Source organism: Rhizobium sp. NPDC090275 (assembly GCF_044772225.1).
Lineage (GTDB): Bacteria > Pseudomonadota > Alphaproteobacteria > Rhizobiales > Rhizobiaceae > Rhizobium.
In genome coordinates this window covers 535,162-558,412 of sequence record NZ_JBIVYL010000001.1, presented here as the reverse complement: position 1 = coordinate 558,412, position 23,251 = coordinate 535,162, and the positions used below count along the sequence as shown (strand labels likewise).

Annotated in this window: 18 protein-coding genes and 1 pseudogene; 9 read left to right on the top strand and 10 right to left on the bottom strand. The window is 61.7% G+C overall.

Annotation, left to right across the window (positions count from 1 at the left end; translation table 11 throughout):
* Window positions 1-109 precede the first annotated feature (109 nt).
* The gene (locus ACIQUB_RS02675; protein ID WP_113239076.1) at window positions 110-1,471 is read left to right on the top strand and encodes a L,D-transpeptidase; all 1,362 of its coding nucleotides are present in this window, start codon (window positions 110-112) and stop codon (window positions 1,469-1,471) included.
* Between the two features lie 6 nt (window positions 1,472-1,477).
* Here ACIQUB_RS02675 and ACIQUB_RS02670 read toward each other — a convergent pair whose 3' ends face one another.
* The 9 genes and pseudogenes from ACIQUB_RS02670 to ACIQUB_RS02630 all read right to left on the bottom strand — a co-directional run bounded on the left by ACIQUB_RS02670 (window position 1,478) and on the right by ACIQUB_RS02630 (window position 11,232).
* Window positions 1,478-2,581, bottom strand: coding sequence for a helix-turn-helix transcriptional regulator (locus ACIQUB_RS02670; RefSeq protein WP_162737587.1), 1,104 nt, complete (start codon window positions 2,579-2,581; stop codon window positions 1,478-1,480).
* Window positions 2,582-2,796: 215 nt separating this feature from the next.
* Window positions 2,797-3,510: a ParA family protein gene (locus ACIQUB_RS02665; RefSeq protein ID WP_018897531.1), complete on the bottom strand. Its 714-nt coding sequence runs from the start codon at window positions 3,508-3,510 to the stop codon at window positions 2,797-2,799.
* Window positions 3,511-3,751: 241 nt separating this feature from the next.
* Complete coding sequence (locus ACIQUB_RS02660; RefSeq protein ID WP_113239074.1) at window positions 3,752-4,903, bottom strand: iron-containing alcohol dehydrogenase; 1,152 nt, start codon at window positions 4,901-4,903, stop codon at window positions 3,752-3,754.
* Window positions 4,900-6,285, bottom strand: coding sequence for an aldehyde dehydrogenase family protein (locus ACIQUB_RS02655; RefSeq protein ID WP_113239073.1), 1,386 nt, complete (start codon window positions 6,283-6,285; stop codon window positions 4,900-4,902). Before ACIQUB_RS02655 ends, ACIQUB_RS02660 begins: the two co-directional genes overlap by 4 nt.
* Before the next feature lie 16 nt (window positions 6,286-6,301).
* A complete protein-coding gene (locus tag ACIQUB_RS02650; RefSeq protein WP_113239072.1) occupies window positions 6,302-6,718 on the bottom strand; it encodes a type II toxin-antitoxin system VapC family toxin in 417 nt (138 codons plus the stop codon).
* Window positions 6,711-7,145: pseudogene (locus ACIQUB_RS02645) on the bottom strand (helix-turn-helix domain-containing protein); the annotation flags it as partial. The gene ACIQUB_RS02650 and the pseudogene ACIQUB_RS02645, both read right to left, overlap by 8 nt.
* Before the next feature lie 127 nt (window positions 7,146-7,272).
* Window positions 7,273-8,640 carry a glutamine synthetase family protein gene (locus tag ACIQUB_RS02640; protein WP_113239070.1) on the bottom strand — a complete coding sequence of 456 codons (1,368 nt, stop codon included), beginning with the start codon at window positions 8,638-8,640 and terminating at the stop codon, window positions 7,273-7,275.
* 147 nt (window positions 8,641-8,787) lie between these two features.
* Window positions 8,788-10,335: an amino acid permease gene (locus ACIQUB_RS02635; protein WP_113239069.1), complete on the bottom strand. Its 1,548-nt coding sequence runs from the start codon at window positions 10,333-10,335 to the stop codon at window positions 8,788-8,790.
* A 126-nt stretch (window positions 10,336-10,461) separates the two neighbouring features.
* Entirely contained in the window at window positions 10,462-11,232 is a 771-nt protein-coding gene (locus ACIQUB_RS02630; protein ID WP_113239068.1) for an N-formylglutamate amidohydrolase, read from the bottom strand.
* A gap of 179 nt (window positions 11,233-11,411) precedes the next feature.
* Between ACIQUB_RS02630 and ACIQUB_RS02625 the strand changes: the two genes are divergently transcribed.
* From ACIQUB_RS02625 to ACIQUB_RS02590, 8 genes are all read left to right on the top strand, one after another.
* Entirely contained in the window at window positions 11,412-12,284 is an 873-nt protein-coding gene (locus tag ACIQUB_RS02625; RefSeq protein ID WP_113239111.1) for a MurR/RpiR family transcriptional regulator, read from the top strand.
* Window positions 12,285-12,463: 179 nt separating this feature from the next.
* Entirely contained in the window at window positions 12,464-13,567 is a 1,104-nt protein-coding gene (locus ACIQUB_RS02620) for an ABC transporter substrate-binding protein (protein ID WP_113239067.1), read from the top strand.
* 77 nt (window positions 13,568-13,644) lie between these two features.
* The gene (locus tag ACIQUB_RS02615) at window positions 13,645-14,541 is read left to right on the top strand and encodes an ABC transporter permease subunit (protein WP_018897521.1); all 897 of its coding nucleotides are present in this window, start codon (window positions 13,645-13,647) and stop codon (window positions 14,539-14,541) included.
* A complete protein-coding gene (locus ACIQUB_RS02610; RefSeq protein WP_018897520.1) occupies window positions 14,538-15,326 on the top strand; it encodes an ABC transporter permease in 789 nt (262 codons plus the stop codon). The genes ACIQUB_RS02615 and ACIQUB_RS02610 overlap by 4 nt, the downstream gene beginning before the upstream one ends.
* Window positions 15,327-15,337: 11 nt before the next feature.
* Window positions 15,338-16,399 (top strand): ABC transporter ATP-binding protein, encoded by a 1,062-nt coding sequence (locus tag ACIQUB_RS02605; protein WP_018897519.1) that lies wholly within the window; start codon window positions 15,338-15,340, stop codon window positions 16,397-16,399.
* 180 nt (window positions 16,400-16,579) lie between these two features.
* The gene (locus ACIQUB_RS02600) at window positions 16,580-17,923 is read left to right on the top strand and encodes an MFS transporter (protein ID WP_113239110.1); all 1,344 of its coding nucleotides are present in this window, start codon (window positions 16,580-16,582) and stop codon (window positions 17,921-17,923) included.
* A gap of 69 nt (window positions 17,924-17,992) precedes the next feature.
* Complete coding sequence (locus tag ACIQUB_RS02595) at window positions 17,993-18,298, top strand: NIPSNAP family protein (protein ID WP_113239066.1); 306 nt, start codon at window positions 17,993-17,995, stop codon at window positions 18,296-18,298.
* A 76-nt stretch (window positions 18,299-18,374) separates the two neighbouring features.
* On the top strand, window positions 18,375-19,244 hold the full coding sequence (locus ACIQUB_RS02590) for a hypothetical protein (protein WP_113239065.1): 870 nt from the start codon (window positions 18,375-18,377) through the stop codon (window positions 19,242-19,244).
* 106 nt (window positions 19,245-19,350) lie between these two features.
* Here the strand turns inward: ACIQUB_RS02590 and metH are convergent, their stop codons facing one another.
* Complete coding sequence (gene metH / locus ACIQUB_RS02585) at window positions 19,351-23,124, bottom strand: methionine synthase (RefSeq protein ID WP_113239064.1); 3,774 nt, start codon at window positions 23,122-23,124, stop codon at window positions 19,351-19,353.
* Window positions 23,125-23,251 lie beyond the last annotated feature (127 nt).

Sequence of the window (23,251 nt, the reverse complement as noted above, 5' to 3'; positions counted from 1 at the left end):
GGGAAATTTATTGGTTTTTTCATTTTTTGTTCAGCACGATTTCATAAATTCCACACTAGCGTCAAAATTCGCGGGTGTGTGTCGCCAAGTCACTGAAGGATACGAAGACGTGAATCGCTTTCTGAAATCGGCATTATCTGGGACCGTTATAGTGCTGGCCTTGTCGGCTGCGGTTCAGGATGCGTCCGCGCAACAATATCGCCGCCAGGGCAGCGTCGTCTTCGTCACGCCGAACGGCGAGATCCTCGATTACATGCCTGAAGGCAGCGGCTACACGCGCGATCGCAGCGGCAACCGCGTGCTGGTCGATGGCTATGGCAACATCATTGCCACCGAAGCGCGCGCACGCGGCTACTACCCGCCGCCGCCATCGCGCCGTGTATACGGCCGAGAGGTCTACAACAACGACCCCTATTACAGCGAAGACCAGTACGGCGACACACGTTATTCCGAGCGTGGCGCGGTCACTGGTGCGATCCCGCGCGATGCATCGATCGATCGCCAGCAGCTGGATCAGCCCTACCCGCAGAACGACGGCGACTACGCGTCGATCGATCCTGACCAGCCGCAGCCGCAGGTCACCCAGCCGACCCGTCCGGCCGATCCCGTCATCACGCTGAAGAACAAATCGAAGTCCGAGATCGTCGCGCTGCAGGTCTTCCTCGACCGCGCTGGCGTTTCGCCTGGCGCCATCGACGGCCACATGGGCGCCAACGTCACCAAGGCGGTCTATGCCTATGAGCAGATGACCGGCGAAAAGCTCGATCCGAACAATACGGACGCGATCCTTGAGCAGCTGCGCATGTCCGGCGGCCTGCCTGTCGTGAGCTACACCATCACGCCCGCAGACGCGGCCGGCCCCTATGTCGCCGAAATCCCCGAGGACTACGCCCACAAGTCGCAGATGACGTCGCTTGCCTTCACCTCGGTAACCGAGGCGCTCGCCGAACGCTTCCACATGGACGAAGGCTTCCTCAAGGAGCTGAACGCAGGCGCCGACTTCACCGTCCCCGGCACCATCATCAAGGTGGTCAATCCAGGTGAAGTGAAGACCGGCAGCGTGGCCCGCATCATTGCCGACAAGGGCAAGAAGCAGGTCTTCGCCTATGACGCCTCCGGCAACCTGATCTCCGCCTACCCGGCCTCGATCGGCTCCACCGACACGCCCTCGCCTTCGGGCACGGTCACGGTCGAGCGCGTCGCCTTCAATCCGGGCTATACCTACAATCCGAAGATCAACTTCCAGCAGGGCGCCAACGACAAGATCCTCAACATCCCGCCAGGCCCGAACGGCCCTGTCGGCACCGTGTGGATGGCGCTGTCGAAGCCGACCTACGGCATTCACGGCACGCCGGAACCCTCGAAGATCGGCCGCACCCAGAGCCACGGCTGTATCCGCCTGACCAACTGGGACGCCACCGAGTTGGCCAAGATGGTCAAGCCCGGCGTCACCGTCGAGTTCGTCGACTGATAGACTTTAGTTGTTGCGGCGCGCCTGCTCGCTGAAATAGACGAGCCGCAGCAATTCCGATTGCGAATTGACCCCTGTCTTCGCAAACACCGACTTCAGCTGACTGCGGATCGTCTCGCGCGACCGGTTGCTCTCGATGGCGATATCGGTGATCGACGATCCGTGCAGCAGCCCCTGCATGATCTTGATCTCCGCCCTGGTCAGCCCAAACTTGCCTCCGAGCCCCGGGACATCCATCGTCACGGGCTTGGCCGATGGCTCGATGATGATCGCGATGCTCGGCGCATCGAAGAATTGAATGCGGGCACTCTTCTGGAGACGGACGAGGGTCAGCTTGACGCCGTTCACATCAAGCACCTGCTGCCGCTCGCCGTCACGCCATTGCGACAGCAATCGACCGAGGCACGCATTGGCGTCGGCATCGGCGAGCCAGACCTTCCCCTGCAGATCGAGCCGCACGGACCGCCCCTCGCTCAGCGCCTGCTCACCGACCGCGCTGGCCGACAGCAGCTTGCCGCCATCCCCAACCAGCAGGACACCGACGCCGATCGCGTCGAACAGCCGGCCACCGAGCTCATCCGCACTCTTCTCGCCCTTTCCAGCCTCGAAATAGCGCACCGCCCGGTGCAGATGCGGCGCAAGCCGCGTGAAGGTATCGGCGTAAACCCTATTGTCCTCGGGTCCGCCGTTTGCGATCGAACTCGAGATGTTGAACATCCGGCCGTCTCGCTTCACCAGCGCCATGCCGATGGCGGTCTCGCCGCATTGCTTCCAGAAGTCGTTGTAGAACTCTGTCTTCACGAACTGCTCACGCGGCAGCAACTCCTCGGACAGGAAGCCGCGCCACATCGGCATCACGCTCATGGATGGCGCCCAGGGATTTATGCTCGCGAAATGATCGGAATAACTTTCGACCCATTCGTCGCTGAAGCCCTTGTCTATATGAGACGCGCCTTCCGCCCGCATCGGGTCGTGGTAGAACAACGTGGTCTTGCCGCCGGGAACGATCTCGTTCCACCGGCCAAGAAACATGTCCCAGGTGGCCTCGCCGAAAATTACACCGTAGATGGTGTCGACCAGACTGTCATAGGTATCTTCAGCGACGATCATTGTTCCCCCGGCAAGCGCCCGCATCGCAGGCGAGGATACCAGTGTAAAGCTTCTGGAAACAACGAAAATTACCCTTTTCGGGTGATACCCACCCGAGGGAAAAGCAGGCAGTGATGCAGAGATACATGGTCGCGTCGAAACGAGGAGACCGACCTTGCATCAATGAAAATGCGCCCCAGCGGACCGGGGCGCATTTTCAATCACAAAATGAATGATCAGGCAGCCGAACGGATCAGCGGGCCCGTCATGCGCGCCGCCGCAGGCAGTCTCACCGGCAGCTTGCGCATGATCTCCTCGGCGAAACAGAGCGCGTTTTCGCGCGCCTTGTCGAGGTTGCTGGCGCGGGCCGGATCGAGCGTGTGCAGCGTGCCGCCGCAATCGAAGATATCGCGGAAAGCCGAACGCTCGATGATCGCGGTATCGAGCACCGGCACCTGCCGCTGGTTCAGCAGCGTCTTCACGATCGCGAGCGCCCGTGTCGTCACCATCGAGTTGACGCGCGTCAGCACGACGGAGTGACCGATGCGGATACCGGCCTTCTCGTCGAGATACTGCAGCAGCTCCAACACCTGTGCCCCGCCGCGCGCGTCCATGGCGCAGCCCTGGATCGGGATCAGCACGTGATCGGAAAGACCGATCGCCGTGGCCAGCATCGGATTGCGGGCGCCCGGCAGGTCGATGATGAAATAGTCGGTATTGTGCTTGTTCTCCGAGATGTGCTGCGGCAGCGAGGCCGAGGTCACGAAATCGATCACCGAGACGTTTGGCACGTGACCGGAGATCTCATGCCAGCGGGAAATCCAGTGCTGCGGATCGGCATCGAGGATGGTGACGCGATAGCCCTTGCGGGCAAGCTCGGTGGCCAGCAACAGAACAGCGGTGGTCTTCCCGGCGCCGCCCTTGGTGTTTGCAAATGTGATGACTGCCATGTTCGTTCCTCGGGGGAAATGTCGCGAGCCGGGATCGCTCTGTTGCGCACATCAGGATGCATCGTGCGGTTACTGCATCCTTTCCAAACATGGTTAACAATATCTAAACAAGACATCCGAAATCCCGGTCCGCATTTCTTGCAGCAGCCATCGCCACTTCGCTTGAACGCCCTGCGCCACAACGAAAAAGACCCGGAAAGCGCAGGGCTTTCCGGGCCAAATCTCAGGTCCGCATTTTGTATCAGAAGCAGTCCTTGAACAGCGCCTTGGTGTTCCCGAGCGTCATCGCGACAGGGTTTCCGCCAGCGCTCGGGTCTTCGATCGCCATGGCCGAGAGTTCATCGATTCGATCCGGCTTGATTCCCATCGCCGAAAGGCTCTCGGGTACACCGAGTTCGGAGCGCAGCTTAAGCACGTAATCGTAGAACCCGTCGAAGCCGCCGGAGATGCCGAGATAGGCGGCCGCACGCGCGATCTTGTCTTCTATGACAGCGCGGTTGAAGCGCAGCACCGCTGGCATCACGACGGCATTGGTCATGCCGTGGTGGGTGTTGTAGACCGCGCCGATCGGATGCGACAGCGCATGGATAGCGCCAAGCCCCTTCTGGAACGCGACAGCGCCCATGGCGGCGGCCGACATCATGTTGGCGCGGGCTTCGAGGTCGGTGCCTTCCTTGTATGCGCGCGGCAGGAACTCCTTGACCAGACGCATGCCCTCAAGCGCGATGCCGGCAGACATCGGGTGGTAGAAGGGCGAGGAATAGGCTTCCAGGCAATGCGCAAAGGCATCCATGCCGGTGCCTGCCGTGATGATCTTCGGCATACCAACAGTCAGTTCCGGATCGGCGATAACGACACCGGGCAGGAACTTCGGATGGAAGATGATCTTCTTCACATGCGTTTCGGAATTGGTGATGACGCTGGCGCGACCGACTTCCGAGCCGGTGCCCGCCGTCGTCGGTACGGCCACGATCGGCGCGATACCCTCGACCGAAGCGCGCGTCCACCAGTCGCCGATATCCTCGAAGTCCCACACGGGACGCGTCTGGCCGGCCATGAAGGCCACGCACTTGCCGAGATCGAGGCCCGAGCCGCCGCCGAAGGCGACGACGCCGTCATGGCCGCCATCCTTGAACGCCTTGACGCCGGCCGCAAGGTTCTTCTCGTTCGGGTTCGGATCGACATCCGCGAAGATCGCCCGGCCAAGCCCGGCCTCTTCTAGAATGTCGAGCGCGTTCGTGGTGATCGCCATCGTCGCCAGGCCGCGATCGGTGATCAGGAGCGGCTTCCTCATGCCGAGGCTCTTGGCGGCATCCGCCAGTTCCTTGATCCGGCCGCGGCCGAGCTTGAATGAAGTCGGGTAGCTCCAGTTGGCTGTGATATGCGCGCTCATGCTGTCACTTTCTTCAGATGGTAGGATTTCGGACGCGTCAGGTTCTGGAAGCCGATGATCGACAGCGAGCCGCCACGACCGGTTTCCTTGACGCCGGTCCAGCACAGCGCCGGATCGAGATAATCGGCGCGGTTCATGAACACGGTGCCGGTTTCGATCTCGCGGCCAAGCCGCCCTGCCCGCTCGGCATCCTTGGTCCAGAGCGAGGCCGTCAGCCCGTACTGGCTGTCGTTCATCAGCGCCAACGCCTCGTCGTCGCTCTTCACCTTCATGATGCCGACGGCGGGACCGAAGGTCTCCTCGCGCATGAAGGCCATGGAGTGATCGACATTGACGAGGATCTGCGGCGCGAGATAGGCGCCGCCATCATCCTGAGGGAACAGCTTGGGATCGACCAGCGTCTTGGCGCCTTTCGAGACCGCGTCGGCGATCTGCTCGCGCACGACCTTGGCGAAACGCTTGTTCGCCATCGGGCCGAGCGACGTCTCCGGATCAAGGGGATTACCGAGCTTGTAGTTCGACACCCATGCGACCGACTTCTCGACGAAGCTGTCATAAAGCGATTCATGCACATAGATGCGCTCGATCCCGCAGCAGCACTGCCCGGAATTATAGGTCGCGCCATCCATCAGCGTATCGACCGCCGCATCGAGATCGGCGTCTTCCATGACGTAACCCGGATCCTTGCCGCCGAGTTCGAGGCCGAGACCGGTAAAGGTGCCTGCTGCCGCCCGCTCCATCGAGCGCCCGCCTTCGACCGAACCGGTGAAGTTCACGAAGTTGAAGCTGCCGGCCGCGATCAGCGCCGACGTCGTCTCATGGTCGAGAACCACGTTCTGGAACACATCCTCGGGAACGCCGGCCTCGACGAAGGCCTGCACCAGCCGTTCGCCGACGAGAAGTGTCTGCGACGCGTGCTTCAAGACAACCGTATTGCCCGCCATCAGCGCCGGCGCGATCGTGTTGATCGCCGTCATGTAGGGATAGTTCCACGGCGCCACGACGAAGACGACGCCATGCGCCTCGCGCTCGATGCGGCGCTCGAACTTGTCGCTCTCTTCGACGACAAGCGGCGCCAGCGCATCGGCCGCGATCGAGGCCACGTAGTTGGAGCGCTCGTTGAAGCCCTTGTATTCGCCACCATAGCGGATCGGTCGACCCATCTGCCAGGCGAGCTCGGGAACGACGACGTCGGACATCTCGTTCAGCCGCGCAGCACCCTTCAGCACCAGCTGAACACGATCCTCCAGCGGCCGCCTTGCCCAGGCCTTCTGTGCCTTGCGCGCCCGCGCCACGACCTCCTTCGCCGCCTCAAGCGGCAGCGCCGGACGCTCGGCGTAAACCGATCCGTCGATCGGCGATATGCATTGAATTACAGTCATTTCCAAACTCCAGTCATTAACAGGCCAGCGTGCGGACATGCCCCGCGACGCCATAGGAAAGGATCGCGCGATCGCGCGTGATGATGGTCAGGTCGTTCTCCCGCGCCGTGGCGATCAGGATGCGGTCGATAGGGTCTTTGTGAGCGAGTTGCGGCAAGGAACAGGACGCCATGAAGATATTCGCGGTCACCGGTTGTTCGTCGATGTCGGCTTCGAGCCTGAAGTCGTTAAACCACCTCTGCGCGGTCTTCGTTTCGCTAATGCGCCCTCGTGCCAAAAGCATCGCCATCTCCCACGCCGTCACAGCCGAAACGAAAACCGGCCTCCCCGCAGCCTTTGCAGCCGCGAGCGCAGTCAACGCTCCTTCCGCCAAGGGCTCTCTCTTCGCCATCCAGATCGCGGCGCAGGTGTCGAGCAGAAAAGCACTATTCATTGTACAGCTTCTCGCCCCACTCCTCGTCCCAATCCATCGGCGCGGTCAGATCAACCCCCGGCATGATGGTCAGCGTCCCCTTCATGCATCCCCAGGCGGGGTGCACCTCGATCAGCGTTCCATCCTCCAGCTCCATCCAGCGCTTGCCATCCTTGTAGATGACGTCGTCCTCCGTAAACATCTTGACGGGCGGCTCCTCCGGCAAAACCGGTGCGGTGCCGCCGCTCTCATAGCCCGCCTGCTTCTTCTCGGCGAAGCCGCTGGCATCGCCACGGCGATGCGCTGCTACCTCCTCCAGCGGAAGGCCAAGATAATCCGCGATCTGGTCCTGCTCGTCGGCGCTCATCTTCCGCTCGCCGCTCAGCATGCGTGACACGGCGCTCGGATCAAGCCCCATGAACCGGGCCATGTCGCGAAGCGATGCGTCGCGCTGTGAGAGCTTTTCGTAGAATCATGCGCTGTCGATCACACCCATGTCGATCTCCTCTGGAAACGCCGGAGCACATTAGCACAATGCGACCAACGCAACAATCAGAGCGAGTGTTGCGATTATCTCATGCTCGCTCGAATCCGCGCGCCACCTCCCAATCCGTGATCCTGCGGTCATACTCCTCCTGCTCCCACTCGGCCGCGCGCGTGTAGTGATCGATGACGTCGTCACCGAAAGCATTGCGCAGCATCTTGGACTTTGTCATGGCCGTGGTCGCGGCCCGGAGCGTCCGCGGGATTTCGCGCACCTTGCGCGCGCCATAGGCGTCGCCGACGAAGGGCGCTTCCAGCTCCATCTTGTTCTCGATCCCGTCGATCCCGGCGGCCAGCAGAGCGGCGAAGGCGAGATAGGGGTTGAGATCGGAGCCGCCGACGCGGCATTCGATGCGGATCGCCTTGGTGCCGTCGCCGCAGAGGCGATAGCCGGCCGTGCGGTTGTCCTTGCTCCAGATCGCCTTGGTCGGCGCGAACGTGCCGGCCATGAAGCGCTTGTAGGAGTTGATGTAGGGCGCCAGGAAATAGGTGATCTCGCTGGCGTGCGCGAGCAGGCCTGCGATGTAGTTTTCCATCAGGCTGGACATCCCGTATTTGCCCTTGTCGTCGGCAAACAGCGGCGTCTTGCCATCGGCACTCCACAGCGACTGGTGAATATGCGAGGAGCTGCCGGCGGCATTGTAGTGCCACTTGGCGAGGAAGGTGATCGCTTTGCCCTTGGCCCAGGCGATTTCCTTGCAGCCGTTCTTGATGATCGAGTGACGGTCGGCCATGGCAAGCGCATCGGCATAGCGCACGTTGATCTCTTCCTGGCCCGCCGAAGCCTCGCCCTTGGAATTCTCGACGGGAATGCCGGCGCCCTGCAGCCCGGTGCGGATCGCCCGCATCACCTCTTCCTCCTTGGTGGTCTGGAAGATGTGGTAGTCCTCATTGTAGGCGCTGGCGAGCTTGAGGTTGCGATAGCCGGATGCCTGCGCGGATTCGTAGGTCTGGTCGAACAGGAAGAACTCGAGTTCCGAGGCCATGAAGGCCTTCATGCCCATGTCTTCCAGCCGCTTGACCTGCCTCTTCAGGATCGCGCGCGGCGAATGCGGCACTTCCTCGTGCGTGTGATGGTCGAGCAGGTCGCAGAGCACCAGTGCGGTCCCCTCGAGCCAGGGAATGCGCCTGAGCGTCGAGAGGTCAGGCTTCATCGTGTAGTCGCCATAGCCCTTTTCCCAGCTGGTCGCCTTGTAGCCGGAGACGGTCTCCATCTCCATGTCGGTGGCGACGAGATAGTTGCAGCTGTGTGTTTCCTTCCAGGCGCTTTCGACGAAGTATTCGGCCTGGAAACGCTTGCCCATAAGCCGCCCCTGCATGTCGACCTGGCATGCCAGCACGGTATCGATGCGTCCGTCGGCAACGTCCTGCTTCAGATCGTCGAGAGTATAGATGCTCATATGGACCTCCCCATAAATTTAAACTGAAATCGGGCCAACGAAACGGCATGCTCCGTGCGGCAACGCCACGCCGGACTGCGCAGTCTAATGTCGGTCAACCGCAATGCAGGGCCGCCGGACGCGGCCCCGCTTTCTTGGAAGAATATATCAGCCTTCGCCGACAGCCTTTTCGGCAGCCGCGATCTCGGCCTGTCGACGTGCCACTTCCTCGCCGATCGGCGGGCCCTTGAAGCGGCGGCTCTCGAAGCCGAACCATACGATCGCGGTCAGCACCAGGAAGCCGACGGTCACGTAGAGTGCCGGGCCGTTCGGCGGCTGCACGCCGAGGACGAAGATCAGGATCATCGCGAGGATCGACAGAACCGCGAAGAGCTTGAACATCCCCTCACCGATATTCCACGGCCCCATCTTGTCCCACTTCGACGTACCCCAGGCGAAGAGGCCGAGCGTGATTGGGATCGCGAAGGAGAAGAACAGGAAGATAACCGTGCAGGAAACGACGATCGTGTAAACCGGCGTGTCACCGATCGAAACGAGCGACGAGCCCCAGACGAAGAGCACCGAGAGGATCGATCCGGTCCAGATGGCCGATACCGGCGTGCGGTACTTCGGGCTGACCTTGGCGAGCGCCTTGGAGGCCGGCAGGCCACCATCGCGCGAGAAGGCGAAGATCATGCGCGAGACGGAGGTGACGGTCGCAAGGCCGCACAGCCACTGGCAAACGAGGATCGCGAAGTAGAGGATATCCTTGACGGTCGCATTGACCTGTGTGTCCATCGCCCAGAAGAACACGTTCCAGCCCTGCTTGGCAGCGTCGTCCATGTTCGGCAGCATCAGCACGAACGAGCACAGCATGATGTAGCCGAACAGCGCCGACCAGAGCACGGAAGAGACCATGCCGCGCGGAACGGAATGAGCGGCCTTGACCGTTTCTTCCGACGTATGCGCCGAGGCGTCATAACCGGTGATCGTGTAGATCGGCAAAAGCAGACCGAGCAGGAACACCCAGGTGCCCGACGTTGCCGGCCAGACATTGCCACCCGCTTCGCCGGAATAGTTGGCGAAGGTGAACAGGCGGCCGATCTCGTAGGACGGCGCGAAGTACAGGCACACGGCCGACAGCGCGATCGCCGATGCGAAGATCAGGTAGCCCGAGAAGTCGGTGAGCTTGGCGGTCAGGCCGATACCCATGTGGTTCACGAGCGCCTGCGCGCCGGTGATGATCACGAGGAACAGGATGCGCACCGTCGTCGTATCGGTCAGGCCGAAATAGGTCGTGCCGAACGAGCCCATGAAGAAATAATAGGTGCCGACGTTGATGGCGCCGAGAACCGTGACGAGGCCGAGCAGGTTGAACCATGCGGTCAGCCAGCCGGTGAAGCGGTTGCCGAGGATCGAACCCCAGTGATAGAGGCCGCCGGCCGTCGGATAGGCCGAGCTGATCTGCGCCATGGCTACGGCGAACACCAGCGAAACGAAGCAACCGATCGGCCAGCCGATGCCGATCGCGGCACCGCCCGCACCGGCCGTTGCCTGCGCCAGCGAATTGATACCACCGGAAAGAATGCAAATGATCGAGAATGAAACGGCAAAATTCGAAAACGAGCTCATGCGCCGTTCGAGTTCCTGGGCATAGCCCATGGAATGCAGGATGTGCACATCCTGCTTCTTGTCGAGTTCCGAATAATCGGACATGACGTCCCCCTGTTTAGCCATCAACCGCGGAATTGCGGCTGATTATCCAGTGCCAAAGTGCCCGCGACGTGTTCGCCTGCGGGCGGATCGCAGTTAGACTGCTCCCTGGGGTCTTATCTTTCGTCGTCAGGCGTCCAGGCTCTGCTGGAGCAGCCTTGTCAGATAGCTGGCCATGACCCCTTGGCCAGCCGGGTCTGCGATGAGGTCGTTGCGGACCTCGATCATTACATTGCGCAATCCGTTCGACAGCCCGTGCAGGATCAGCGTATGCGTCACGCCATCCGAGGGGCCGTAAGGCTCATTGCGCTCAACTCTATAGTGCGTCGTCCGACCCGCAGCGGCAAGCATCGCATCCGCCAGCCGGGTATCGTCATCATGCAGGACACCCACCTCGACCGCGCGCGTCTTTCCGTGAAAGACAGGCGTAAAGCTGTGGACGGTGACGATAACGGTCTCCTGTCCCCGCTTGCTGCGATCACGAATGAGTGCGCGAATGGCGTCATGAAACGGGATATACAAAGCCTCGGTGCGCGCCGCCTTTTCTTCCGCGCTCAGGCCTGTATTTCCCGGGATGTCGTAGACCTCGCTTTTCTCAGGCATGGCGCCGACCGATTCCGGCGGCCTGTTGCAATCGTAGATCAGGCGTGAAAAACGCTGGTGAACCAGTGTAGCATCGAGCGCCTCGGACATGCCCTTGGCGACAGCAAGAGCGCCGGGATCCCAGGCAATGTGACTGTTGAGCGCCTCCTCGGAAAGACCGAGCGTCCCGAAGCTGGCAGGCAGAACCCGCGATGCATGTTCGCAGACGATAAGCACCGGGCTGGTGCCGTCTGGCCTTTCGACCGCGACGCACTCCCCTTCCCCTTTGCCGAGCACTTCCAATCGAGCAAGCACCACAGTCGCTCCACCACAACTGTTAATAAAATACTTATAAGAAAAGAATTCTTCAGCTTTCCACAAGTGTCAAGCGCGCACTGAAAAAATCTTTTCATGACAGTGGTTGACATGGATTGTGACAGCGTTGTTAACTTTGAGTGGGAAAGTGGCACAAGACCAATCCCGGGGAGCAAGATCGCGTGACCGTTGCGTCGAAGACAGTTTCAGACGTAATCCACTCGCATTTTGGCGTGCTCACGCGCGCCGAAAAGCAGCTGGCTGAAAGTCTGTTGGACAACTACCCTGTGTCAGGACTGGGGAGCATCACGACGATTGCCGAAAACGCCGGCGTATCCACCCCGACTGTCGTGCGCATGGTTCAGAAGCTCGGCTACAAGGGCTATCCCGATTTTCAGGCGCATCTGCACCAGGAGGTCGAGGCGACTATCTCCAATCCTATCGCCAAGCATGATCGCTGGGCGTCCAACGCGCCGGGAACCCACATCCTCAACCGTTTCGCCGACGCCATCATCGACAATCTGCGCCAGACGCTGACCGGCCTCGATACCGCGACCTTCGACAGCGTCGCCACCCTTTTGTCGGACCGCAAGCGCAACCTCTATTTCGTCGGCGGCCGCATCACCGGCGCTCTGGCCGAGTATTTCTTCACGCATATGCAGGTCATTCGCCCCAATACGGCGCTTTTGTCGGCCAATTCGAGCAGCTGGCCGCAATATGTCCTGAACATGAACCCCGGCGACCTGCTGATCATCTTCGACATCAGGCGCTACGAGCAGGAGCTCGTCAGCCTCGCCACCGCCGCCAAAAACAGCGGCGCCGAGATCATCATCTTCACCGACCAGTGGGCCTCCCCTGCCGCCAAGCTCGCGCGCCATACGTTTCGCGTGCAGATCGAGGCGCCGTCGGCATGGGACAGCTCCGTCGTCACCCTTTTCATCGTCGAGGCGCTGATCGAGGCGGTTCAGAACTCGACATGGGACGAGACGAAGGAGCGCATGAAAACGCTGGAAGGCCTTTTCGAACAGACGCGGCTCTTCCGCAAACTTGGTTAGGAGGGACAATTACGACAGCGAAGATGTAACGGGCAGCAAACAAGGACGTGTCGCAATCGAAACATCCTCGCCAAACGCCCGCGATACAAAGAAAAAATAGCGTCATCCAACTGTCACACAAGCTTCACGTAACGTCAGTAACAGCATCGTCGGACACTGAAACCCGAAGGAGAACAACAGTGATCTCTAATCTTTCTCGACTGCTCTCGCTCTCTACAGCAATTGTTGTGGCTTCAACCGCAATTGCTGCCGCAGAGCCAAGCGCTGAACTCATCGCTGCCGCCAAGAAGGAAGGCACGCTGACCACGATCGCTCTCCCGCACGACTGGTGCGGCTATGGCGACGTCATTGCCGGCTTCAAGGCGAAGTATGGTCTGGAAGTGAACGAACTGAACCCGGACGCTGGTTCGGGCGACGAAATCGAAGCCATCAAGGCCAACAAGGGCAACACCGGCCCGCAGGCTCCTGACGTCATCGACGTCGGCCTCTCCTTCGGCCCGACCGCAAAGGCTGACGGCCTGATCCAGCCTTACAAGGTTTCGACCTGGGATTCGATCCCTGACAGCGCCAAGGATGCCGACGGCTTCTGGTACGGCGATTACTACGGCGTTCTCTCCTTCGTCGTGAACACCGACATCGTCAAGAACGTCCCGAAGGACTGGGCTGACCTGAAGAAGTCGGACTACGCCAACAGCGTTGCTCTCGCCGGTGACCCGCGCGCTTCCAACCAGGCCGTTCAGGCTGTGTACGCTGCCGGCATCGCTGCTGGTGAAAAGGACGCGACGAAGGCTGGTGAAGCCGGTCTCGCCTTCTTCGGCGAACTCAACAAGGCAGGCAACCTCGTTCCGGTTATCGGCAAGTCCGCTTCGCTGGCACAGGGCTCGACCCCGATCGTCATCGCATGGGACTACAACGGCCTGTCCTGGCGCGATACGCTCAAGGGCAACCCGCCGGTTGAAGTCGTCGTTCCGGCATCGGGCGTCAACGCCGGCGTTTACGTCCAGGCGATCTCCGCTTTCGCTCCGCACCCGAACGCTGCCAAGCTTTGGATGGAATACCTCTATTCGGACGAAGGTCAGCTCGGCTGGCTGAAGGGCTATTGCCACCCGATCCGCTTCAACGATCTGGCCAAGAACAAGAAGATCCCGCAGGAACTTCTCGACAAGCTGCCGCCGGCAGCGGCCTATGAAAAGGCTGTCTTCCCGACACTCGACGAGCAGGCTGCTGGCAAGACCGCCATTACCGGCAAGTGGGACAGCGTCGTCGGCGCCAACGTCCAGTAATATTGTATGAAACCGGCCTCCCCGTCTTATTGCGGGGAGGCTTTTGCCCCTCCGACGCCGCAAGAAGAGCTTTTTCAATGAGCACTGTTTCGACGACGCCCGTGGTGAGCACGGCCCCGCTGATCACCAAGGACCGCGTGATCGACTGGCTGGGCATTACACCCTTCATTATTTTTGCCCTGCTTTTTCTCATTATTCCCACGCTCTACCTTGTGGTCGGCGCCTTTTTGACGCCCGAGGGTAATTTCACGCTGAAGAACATCGGTGATCTCTTCACCCCGTCGATCCTCAGCGCCTACTGGATCAGTATCCGCGTTTCGGTCGCCTCGGCACTCGGCGGCGCGCTGATCGGCTTCTTCCTCGCCTGGGCCGTGGTGCTCGGCGGCCTGCCGACATCGGTGCGCTCGACGCTGTTGACCTTCTCCGGCGTGGCATCGAATTTCGCGGGCATCCCGCTCGCCTTCTCGTTTCTGGCAACGCTCGGCCGCACCGGCCTCGTGACGGTTTTCCTGAGAGACTGGTTCGGCTTCAATCTCTACGGCACCGGCTTCAACCTGCTCTCCTTCTTCGGCCTGACCATCACCTACATGTATTTCCAGATTCCGCTGATGGTGCTGATCCTGACGCCGGCTCTGGATGGCATGAAGAAGGAATGGCGCGAGGCGGCCGAAATCCTCGGCGCCAGCAATGTCCAGTATTGGACCAAGGTCGCCCTGCCGATCCTCTGGCCAAGCCTTCTCGGCACCACGCTGCTGCTCTTCGCAAACGCCTTCGGCGCCATCGCGACGGCCTATGCGCTAACGGGCTCCTCGCTCAACATCGTCCCCATCCTGCTCTACGCGCAGATCCGCGGCGACGTCCTTCACAATGCAAACCTCGGCTATGCGATCGCGCTCGGCATGATCGTCATCACCGGCGTGTCCAACATCCTCTATCTCATGCTGCGCATGCGCGCTGAACGGTGGCAGAAATGAAGGCTCAAAAACTCGGCGCCTGGATCGCCATCGCCATCGGCGCGACCTATTTCATCGTGCCTCTGCTCGGAACCATCGAGTTCTCGCTGCGCATGCGCCGCGACGCCTACAGTTTCGACGCCTACCTGTCGGTCTTCTCCGACGAGCGCTTCCGCGCCACCTTCGGCTACTCAATGATGATGGCGCTTTTGACCATCGTCTTCGGCATGCTCTTGATCGTGCCGACTGCCTATTGGGTGCGCCTGCGCATGCCGCAGATGCGCCAGGTGGTGGAGTTCATCACCCTGCTGCCGCTGGTCATCCCGGCCATCGTCATCGTCTTCGGCTATTTGAGGATGTATAACTCCTCCTCCTACCTGCCGATGACTGGCTCGACGACGGGCACCAACATCCTGCTCGTCTTCTCCTACATCACGCTCTCCCTGCCCTACATGTACCGCTCCGTCGATACCGCCATGCGCGCCATCGACGTCAGAACGCTAACCGAAGCCGCCCAGAGCCTCGGCGCCAGCTGGTGGACGATCATGTTCAAGTGCATCTTCCCGAACGTCATGAGCGGCATCCTCTCAGGCGCCTTCATCACGCTGGCGATCGTCATGGGCGAATTCACCTTCGCGGCACTTCTGAGCCGTCCGGCCTTCGGCCCCTACCTGCAGCTGGTCGGCGCCAACCGGGCCTACGAGCCCTCGGCGCTCGCCGTGATCGCATTCTCCATCACCTGGCTCAGCATGGGCCTGCTCAATCTCGTCTCGCGCATCGGCAGATCCCGCCCGGCCAAGGCTTAAGGTATTTCGACATGTCATTTCTCTCGCTGACCAACATTCAGAAATCCTTCGGCCAGGTTCAGGTCGTCAAGAACTTCAACATGAACATCGAGAAGGGAGAATTCGTCTCCTTCCTCGGCCCGTCGGGCTGCGGCAAGACCACGGTCCTGCGCATGATCGCCGGTTTTGAGAACCCGACCGGCGGCAATCTCAGCATCGCCGGCAAGGATATCGCGCCGCTGAAGCCCAACCAGCGCAACATCGGCATGGTCTTCCAAGCCTACGCGCTGTTCCCGAACATGACGGTGCATGACAACGTCGCCTTCGGCCTGAAGATCGCCGGCAAGCCGAAGGCCGAGATAGACGCCCGCGTCAAGGAGATGCTGGCGCTGATCCACCTCGGCCACCTCGCCGACCGCTACCCCTATCAGATGTCGGGCGGCCAGCAGCAGCGCGTGGCGCTCGCCCGCGCCCTCGCCGCCAAGCCGCAGGTGCTGCTGCTCGACGAGCCGCTGTCCGCACTCGACGCCAAGATCCGCGTGTCGCTGCGCGAGGAAATCCGCCAGATCCAGCAATCGCTGGGGATCACCACCATCTTCGTCACCCACGACCAGGAAGAGGCGCTGTCAATCTCCGACCGCATCGTCGTCATGAACGGCGGCCGCGCCGACCAGATCGGCACCCCCTTCGAGATCTACAACACGCCGGCCACGCGCTTCGTCGCATCCTTCGTCGGCACATTGAACATCATCGAGGCCAAGGTCGTGGACCCCTCGGTCAACCGCATACAGATCGGCGACCAGGGCGTGACGCTCCGCGAAAACATCTCCACCTACAAGGCTGGCGACACCGTCTCGCTGGCGCTGCGCCCGGAAGCGGGATCGCTCGCCGAAAGCACACCGAGCGACACCAAGCTCACGGGTGAGGTCGTCTCCGCCCACTTCCTCGGCTCCGTCATCCGCACCCGCATGAACGTTGGCGGCAACGTCATCTCCTTCGACATGTTCAACAGCCCCGGCGTCAAGCCGCCGGCCACCGGTGAAACGGTGACCCTGCGCTTCATGGCGGCTGATCTGCTGGTCATCCGGGATTGATCACCGCACTTTCCGATTTCAAAGGCGTCGCCCATGGCGGCGCCTTTTCCATTTGCGGCTTTGCCACAGCGAACGCGTCGACGCCGCAACATGACGCGAAAACACCAGAAAACGCTTGAAATCCCCACCCCATTGCGCGACGACGGCACAACCGAAGTCATACCGCAAGAAGCCCGCATCATGTCCCCCACCACGACGCCCGCAGCCGCCCCTCGCCGCCTCACCGCCCAGGATTTCAAGACGCTCGGCCTGTCGGCCCTCGGCGGCGCGCTGGAGTTCTATGATTTCATCATCTTCGTCTTCTTCGCCAGCGTGATCGGCCACCTGTTCTTCCCGCCCGACATGCCGGACTGGCTTGTGACGATCCAGACCTTCGGCATCTTCGCCGCCGGCTATCTGGTGCGCCCGATCGGCGGCATCGTGCTCGCCCATTTCGGCGACATGTTCGGCCGTAAGCGCGTCTTTGCCTTCTCGATCATGCTGATGGCGCTGTCGACGCTCGGCATGGCCGCCATGCCCACCTACGCCACGATCGGCATCGCGGCCCCGATCCTTCTGATCCTGATGCGCGTCCTGCAGGGTGCGGCCATCGGTGGCGAGGTGCCCGGCGCCTGGACCTTCGTCGCCGAACACGTTCCCTTCCGCCGCGTCGGCTTTGCCTGCGGCTTCCTCTGCTCGGGCCTGACGCTCGGCATCCTGCTCGGCTCCTTCATCGCCACCATCATCAACTCCGCCTTCACGCCGGAAGATGTCGCGGCCTACGCCTGGCGCATCCCCTTCTTCCTCGGCGGCATCTTCGGTCTCGTCGCCGTCTATCTTCGCCGCTGGCTGCAGGAGACGCCGATCTTCGCCGAAATGAAACAGAGCCGCTCGCTGATGCGCGAGCTGCCGCTGAAGGCGGTACTGCGCGACTATCCGCGCGGCGTCATCATCTCCATGCTGCTCACCTGGATCCTCTCGGCCGGCATCGTCGTCACCACGCTGATGACCGCGACCTTCCTGCAGAAGCTCTACGGCTACACCGCGCAGCAATCGCTGGCCGCGACCAGCTTCGGCACGCTGTTCCTGATCTTCGGCACGGCGGCCGCCGGTGCGATCGTCGATCGCGTCGGTTCCGGGCGTTTCTTCATCGTCGCGAGCATCTTCTTCGGCGCGGCCACCTTCGCCTTCTACACCTACGCCGCGACCTCGCTGACCGTGCTCTTCGTGCTCTATGCGATCATGGGCCTCTCCGTCGGCCTCGTCGGCGCTGTGCCCTACGTGATGGTCCGCGCCTTCCCGGCCCGCGTCCGCTTCACCGGCCTCTCCTTCTCCTACAACGTCTCCTACGCCATCTTCGGCGGCCTGACGCCGCTGGCGGTTGCCTCGTTGCTGCCGCTGAACCCGATGGCGCATGCCTATTACCTGCTGTTCATCGCAGCCCTCGCCTTCGCACTCGGCGTCTACCTGCTCGTCAAGGGCGATACGGTGGAGGCCGAAGTCGGCATCGAGGAACTCAACCAGCGGCTTGCAGCCGGCGCCTGAGGACAGCACAATAAGCCATTAGCGGGCCGGCCGGCTTTTCTGCCGGCCCCATCAGCAAGAGATATTTCAATGATTACCTGCCATCTGCGATATGTCATCGATCCCTACAAGCTCGCCGAATTCGAAGAATACGCCAGGCTCTGGATCCCCATCGTCAACCGCATGGGCGGCGACCACCACGGCTATTTCCTGCCCTCCGAGGGAGCCAACAACATCGCGGTCGCCTTGTTCTCCTTCCCGAGCCTCGCCGCATACGAAGACTACCGCACCCGCATGGCGGTCGATCCCGAGTGCCAGGCGGCATTCGATCTGGACAAGCGCAACCGCAGCATCATCAGCTATGAGCGCAGCTTCATGCGCCCGGTTCTCGGCTGACCGAGACGTCACCACATCCGCGACGGCCGACCTGCTCGGCCTTCCATTGGCTCCCATGACGAGGAACTGAAGAACGATGCCGGCACCTCAGATCAAGATCCTCGACGCGCTCTCCGTGCCGGGAAATCCGGCCAAGCCGAACGACGACCGCTTCGGATATAACGAGGCCTGCGCCTTCGTGATCGATGGCGCAACCGGCCTTGGCGACCGCCAATACATGGACGCATCGGGCAGCGACGCCGCCTGGGTCGCGGCACGCTTCGCGGATGGTTTCAGGCAACAGATCACGCGTGAGACACCGGTCTCCGATGTCGCGCGCGCCGTGTCACAGGATGCCAGGGCGACATTCCTCGGCGGCAACCCAGATGCGCCGCGCTACGCCTGGCCGCTCTCCGCCTTCTCGATGATCCACGCCACCGACGACCGCCTGACCTTCTACGGCCTCGGCGATTCCTGCGTCTTCCTCCTGCAGGAAGATGGATCGGTGAGCTTTCACATGGCCCTTCCCGACGCCTATGTCCGGGAGCAGGCACATGCGCAAAGCCATATCGCCCGCACCGGCGGCATCACCAAGGATGGCGGCGCGCTCGGCAATGCGGAAACGCTCGCGGCTCTGCGCCGACACCGCGAAAGCCAGAACACCGCAGGCGGGATCTGGACCTTGGGCCTCGTGCCGGAATCGGCCGATCATCTCGTGTCGGAAGAATTGACAATCAAGGGCCGCGCCCACGCCATCATCTGCAGCGACGGCTTCGCCGATCTGGTCGTGCTCTACGAAGCCTACGACGCCGCAAGCCTGGTGCGCGCGGCGCGCGACAAGGGCCTCGCCCCGATGATCGAGGAGCTCCGCCGCTTCGAGCGCGAGACGGATCCTGAGGGCCTGCGCTATCCCCGCTTCAAGCAGAGCGACGACACGACCGCGATCCTGGTCGAACTCACAGCCTGACATCGGACCGACGAAACAGCGATTTCCGATTCAGGATCAGGCCCTTGGCCGATGATCCTGAATCATTTTCTCGAACAATTGAATCAGTGCCTGAAGACGCGCCCGATCAGGCCGCGTCTTCCACGTCGTCGCGCGGCTTCGACGGCACGTAGTTGAGTACCGGCCCGAGCCAGCGCTCGACCTCGGCGATCTCCATGCCCTTGCGGCCGGCATAATCCTCGACCTGATCGCGCTCCACCTTGGCAACGCCGAAGTAATAGGCGTCGGGGTGGCCGATATAGATGCCCGAAACGGACGAACCCGGCCACATGGCGTAGCTCTCGGTGAGCTTCACGCCGGCGGCGTTTTCGGCATCGAGGAGCGAGAATAGCGTCTTCTTTTCGGTGTGATCGGGCTGCGCCGGATAGCCGGGCGCCGGGCGGATACCGGCATATTCCTCGGTGATCAGCTGCTCCTTGCTGAACGCCTCGCCCTTGGCATAGCCCCAATAGTCGCGGCGAACCTCTTCGTGCATGCGCTCGGCGAAGGCTTCCGCGAAACGGTCGGCCAGTGCCTTGACGAGGATCGACGAATAATCGTCGTTGGCGCGTTCGAAGCGCTCGGCAATCGCCACTTCCTCGATACCGGCGGTGACGACGAAGCCACCGACGTAGTCCTGCACACCGCTGTCGACAGGCGCCACGAAGTCCGACAGCGCCACGTTCGGCCGCCCGTCGCGCTTCGAAAGCTGCTGACGCAGCGTGTAGAAGGTCGCGAGATCTTCCTTGCGGCTATCGTCCGTAAACAGGCGGATATCGTCGCCGACGGTACCGGCCGGCCAGAAGCCGATGACGGCGCGCGGACGGAACCACTTCTCATCGATGATCTTCTTCAGCATTACCTGCGCATCCGCCCAGAGCGCGCGTGCCGCCTCGCCCTGCTTCTCATCCTCAAGAATGGCAGGATAGCGGCCCTTCAGCTCCCAGGTTTGGAAGAACGGCGTCCAGTCGATGTATTCGGCGAGCGTCGCCAGATCGTAATCCTCGAACACCTTGGTGCCCAAGAAGCTCGGCTTGGCGGGCGCGTAAGCGGCCCAATCGACCTTCTGCGCGTTCTCGCGGGCACGCGACAGCGGCAGACGCACCTTCTCGGCCTCGCTGCGGGCGTGGGCCGCGGCAACCTTGGCGTATTCGGCGCGGATATCGGTGATGTAGCCATCACGGTTCTCGGGCGACAGCAGCGACGAGACCACGCCAACCGCTCGGCTGGCGTCGGTGACGTAGACCGTCTGGCCCTTGTTATAGCCGGGATGGATCTTCACGGCCGTATGAACGCGGCTGGTCGTGGCGCCGCCGATCAGAAGCGGCAGGTCCAGACCCTGGCGCTCCATTTCGGCCGCCACATGCACCATCTCGTCGAGCGACGGCGTGATCAAGCCCGACAGGCCGATAACGTCGACTTTCTCCGCCACCGCCGTCTCCAGGATCTTCGTTGCCGGCACCATGACGCCGAGATCGATGATCTCGTAATTGTTGCAGGCGAGCACGACGCCGACGATGTTCTTGCCGATATCGTGGACGTCGCCCTTGACGGTCGCCATCAGGATCTTGCCGGCCGACTTGCGGTCGTCGCCGCCGTTCTGGCGCTTCTCTTCTTCCATGTAAGGCAGAAGCACGGCCACAGCCTGCTTCATCACGCGCGCCGACTTGACGACCTGCGGCAGGAACATCTTGCCCGAACCGAACAGATCGCCGACCACGTTCATGCCGGCCATCAGCGGACCTTCGATGACATGCAGCGGACGGGCGGCGGCAAGGCGCGCCTCTTCGGTATCGGCGTCGATATATTCGGTGATGCCGTTGACCAGAGCGTGTTCAAGACGCTTCTCGACCGACCATTCGCGCCAGGAGAGATCCTGCACGCGTCCCTCGCGGGCAGCACCGCCACGGAACTTCTCGGCCACTTCGAGCAACCGCTCGGTGGCGTCGCTGCGGCGGTTCAGCACCACGTCCTCGCAGGCCTCGCGCAGCTCCGCGTCGATCTGATCATAGACCGCCAGCTGGCCGGCATTGACGATGCCCATGTCCATGCCCGCCTGGATGGCGTGGTAAAGGAACACGGCGTGCATCGCCTCGCGCACCGGCTCGTTGCCGCGGAACGAGAAGGAAAGGTTCGAAACGCCGCCCGAGATATGCACCAGCGGCATCGTCTTGCGGATCGTCCGCGTCGCCTCGATGAAGTCGACGCCGTAATTGTTGTGCTCTTCGATGCCGGTCGCGACCGCGAAGACATTCGGGTCGAAGATGATGTCCTCGGGCGGGAAGCCCGCCTTTTCGGTCAGCAGCTTGTAGGCGCGCGTGCAGATCTCGACCTTGCGGTCATAGGTATCCGCCTGCCCGGTCTCGTCGAAGGCCATGACGACGACAGCCGCGCCATAGGCATGCAGCAGCCTCGCCTGCGCCAGGAAGTTCTCCTCGCCCTCTTTCAGCGAGATCGAGTTGACGATCGGCTTGCCCTGCACCCGCTTCAGGCCGGATTCGATGATCGAGAACTTGGAGCTGTCGATCATGACGGGCACGCGAGCGATATCCGGCTCGGCGGCGATCAGGTTCAGGAACTCGACCATCGCCTTTTCGGAATCGATCAGGCCTTCGTCCATGTTGATGTCGATGATCTGCGCACCGTTCTCGACCTGGTCGCGCGCGACATCGAGTGCTGCAGTGTAATCGGCATTGGTGATCAGCTTGCGGAAGCGCGCCGAACCCGTGACGTTGGTGCGCTCGCCGACGTTGACGAAGGGGATGTCCTTGGTGAGCTCGAAGGGCTCGAGGCCCGACAGCGACATGAACGGACGGTGCTCGGGGATCGGGCGCGGCTTGTACTTGGCGACAACCTCTGCGATCGCCTTGATATGCTCCGGCGTCGAGCCGCAGCAGCCGCCGACGATGTTGACGAGGCCTTCGCGGGCGAACTCGTCGATCTGCGCCGCCATCAGCTCGGGCGTCTCGTCATACTGGCCGAACTCGTTGGGAAGACCGGCATTCGGATAGGCGCAGATGAAGGTATCGGCGACACCCGACAACTCCTGCAGGTGCGGACGCATGGCGTTGGCGCCGAGCGCGCAGTTCAGGCCGATCGTGAACGGATTGGCATGGCGCACCGAGTTCCAGAAGGCCGACGGCGTCTGGCCGGACAGCGTGCGGCCGGAAAGGTCGGTGATCGTGCCCGAGATCATCACAGGCAGACGGATGCCCTTGGCCTCGAAGCGCTCCTCGCAGGCAAAGATCGCAGCCTTTGCGTTCAGCGTATCGAAGATCGTCTCGATCAGGATGATGTCGGCGCCGCCATCGATCAGGCCGTCGATCTGCTCGGCATAGGCGATCCGCAGGTCGTCGAAGGTAACGGCGCGGAAGCCCGGATTGTTGACGTCAGGCGAGATCGAGGCCGTGCGGTTGGTCGGGCCGATGGCGCCGGCCACGAAACGGCGGCGGCCATCCTCGCGCTCGGCGCGGATGCAGGCGCGGCGCACGACTTCGGCACCTTCCTTGTTCAGCGCATAGACCTCCCCTTCCATCGCGTAGTCGGCCTGCGCGATGCGGGTGGAGGAGAAGGTGTTGGTCTCGAGAATATCAGCGCCGGCCTTGGCGTACTTGTAGTGAATCTCCTCGATCGCATCCGGCTGCGAGAGGATGAGAAGGTCGTTGTTGCCCTTCTGGTGACAGGCGCAGCCGATGAAGCGATCGCCGCGGAAATGATCCTCGTCGAAACCCAGCCCCTGGATCTGTGTGCCCATGGCGCCGTCAAGGACGAGAATGCGTTCGCTGGCGGCTTTCCTGAGCGCTGCAAACACTTCACTGCCGTCGCGCTTTTCCCCTTCGGGGCCAAACAGATTGTTGAACACGGGCGGACTCCTTGACGTCATTATAAAGACAAGCCGCCCAAATCACATAAAGATATCTTTATGTCAATATATCAGCGACAATTTCGCCATTGCCGGCGCACGGCGGATGACAGACTCGAACGCCCCC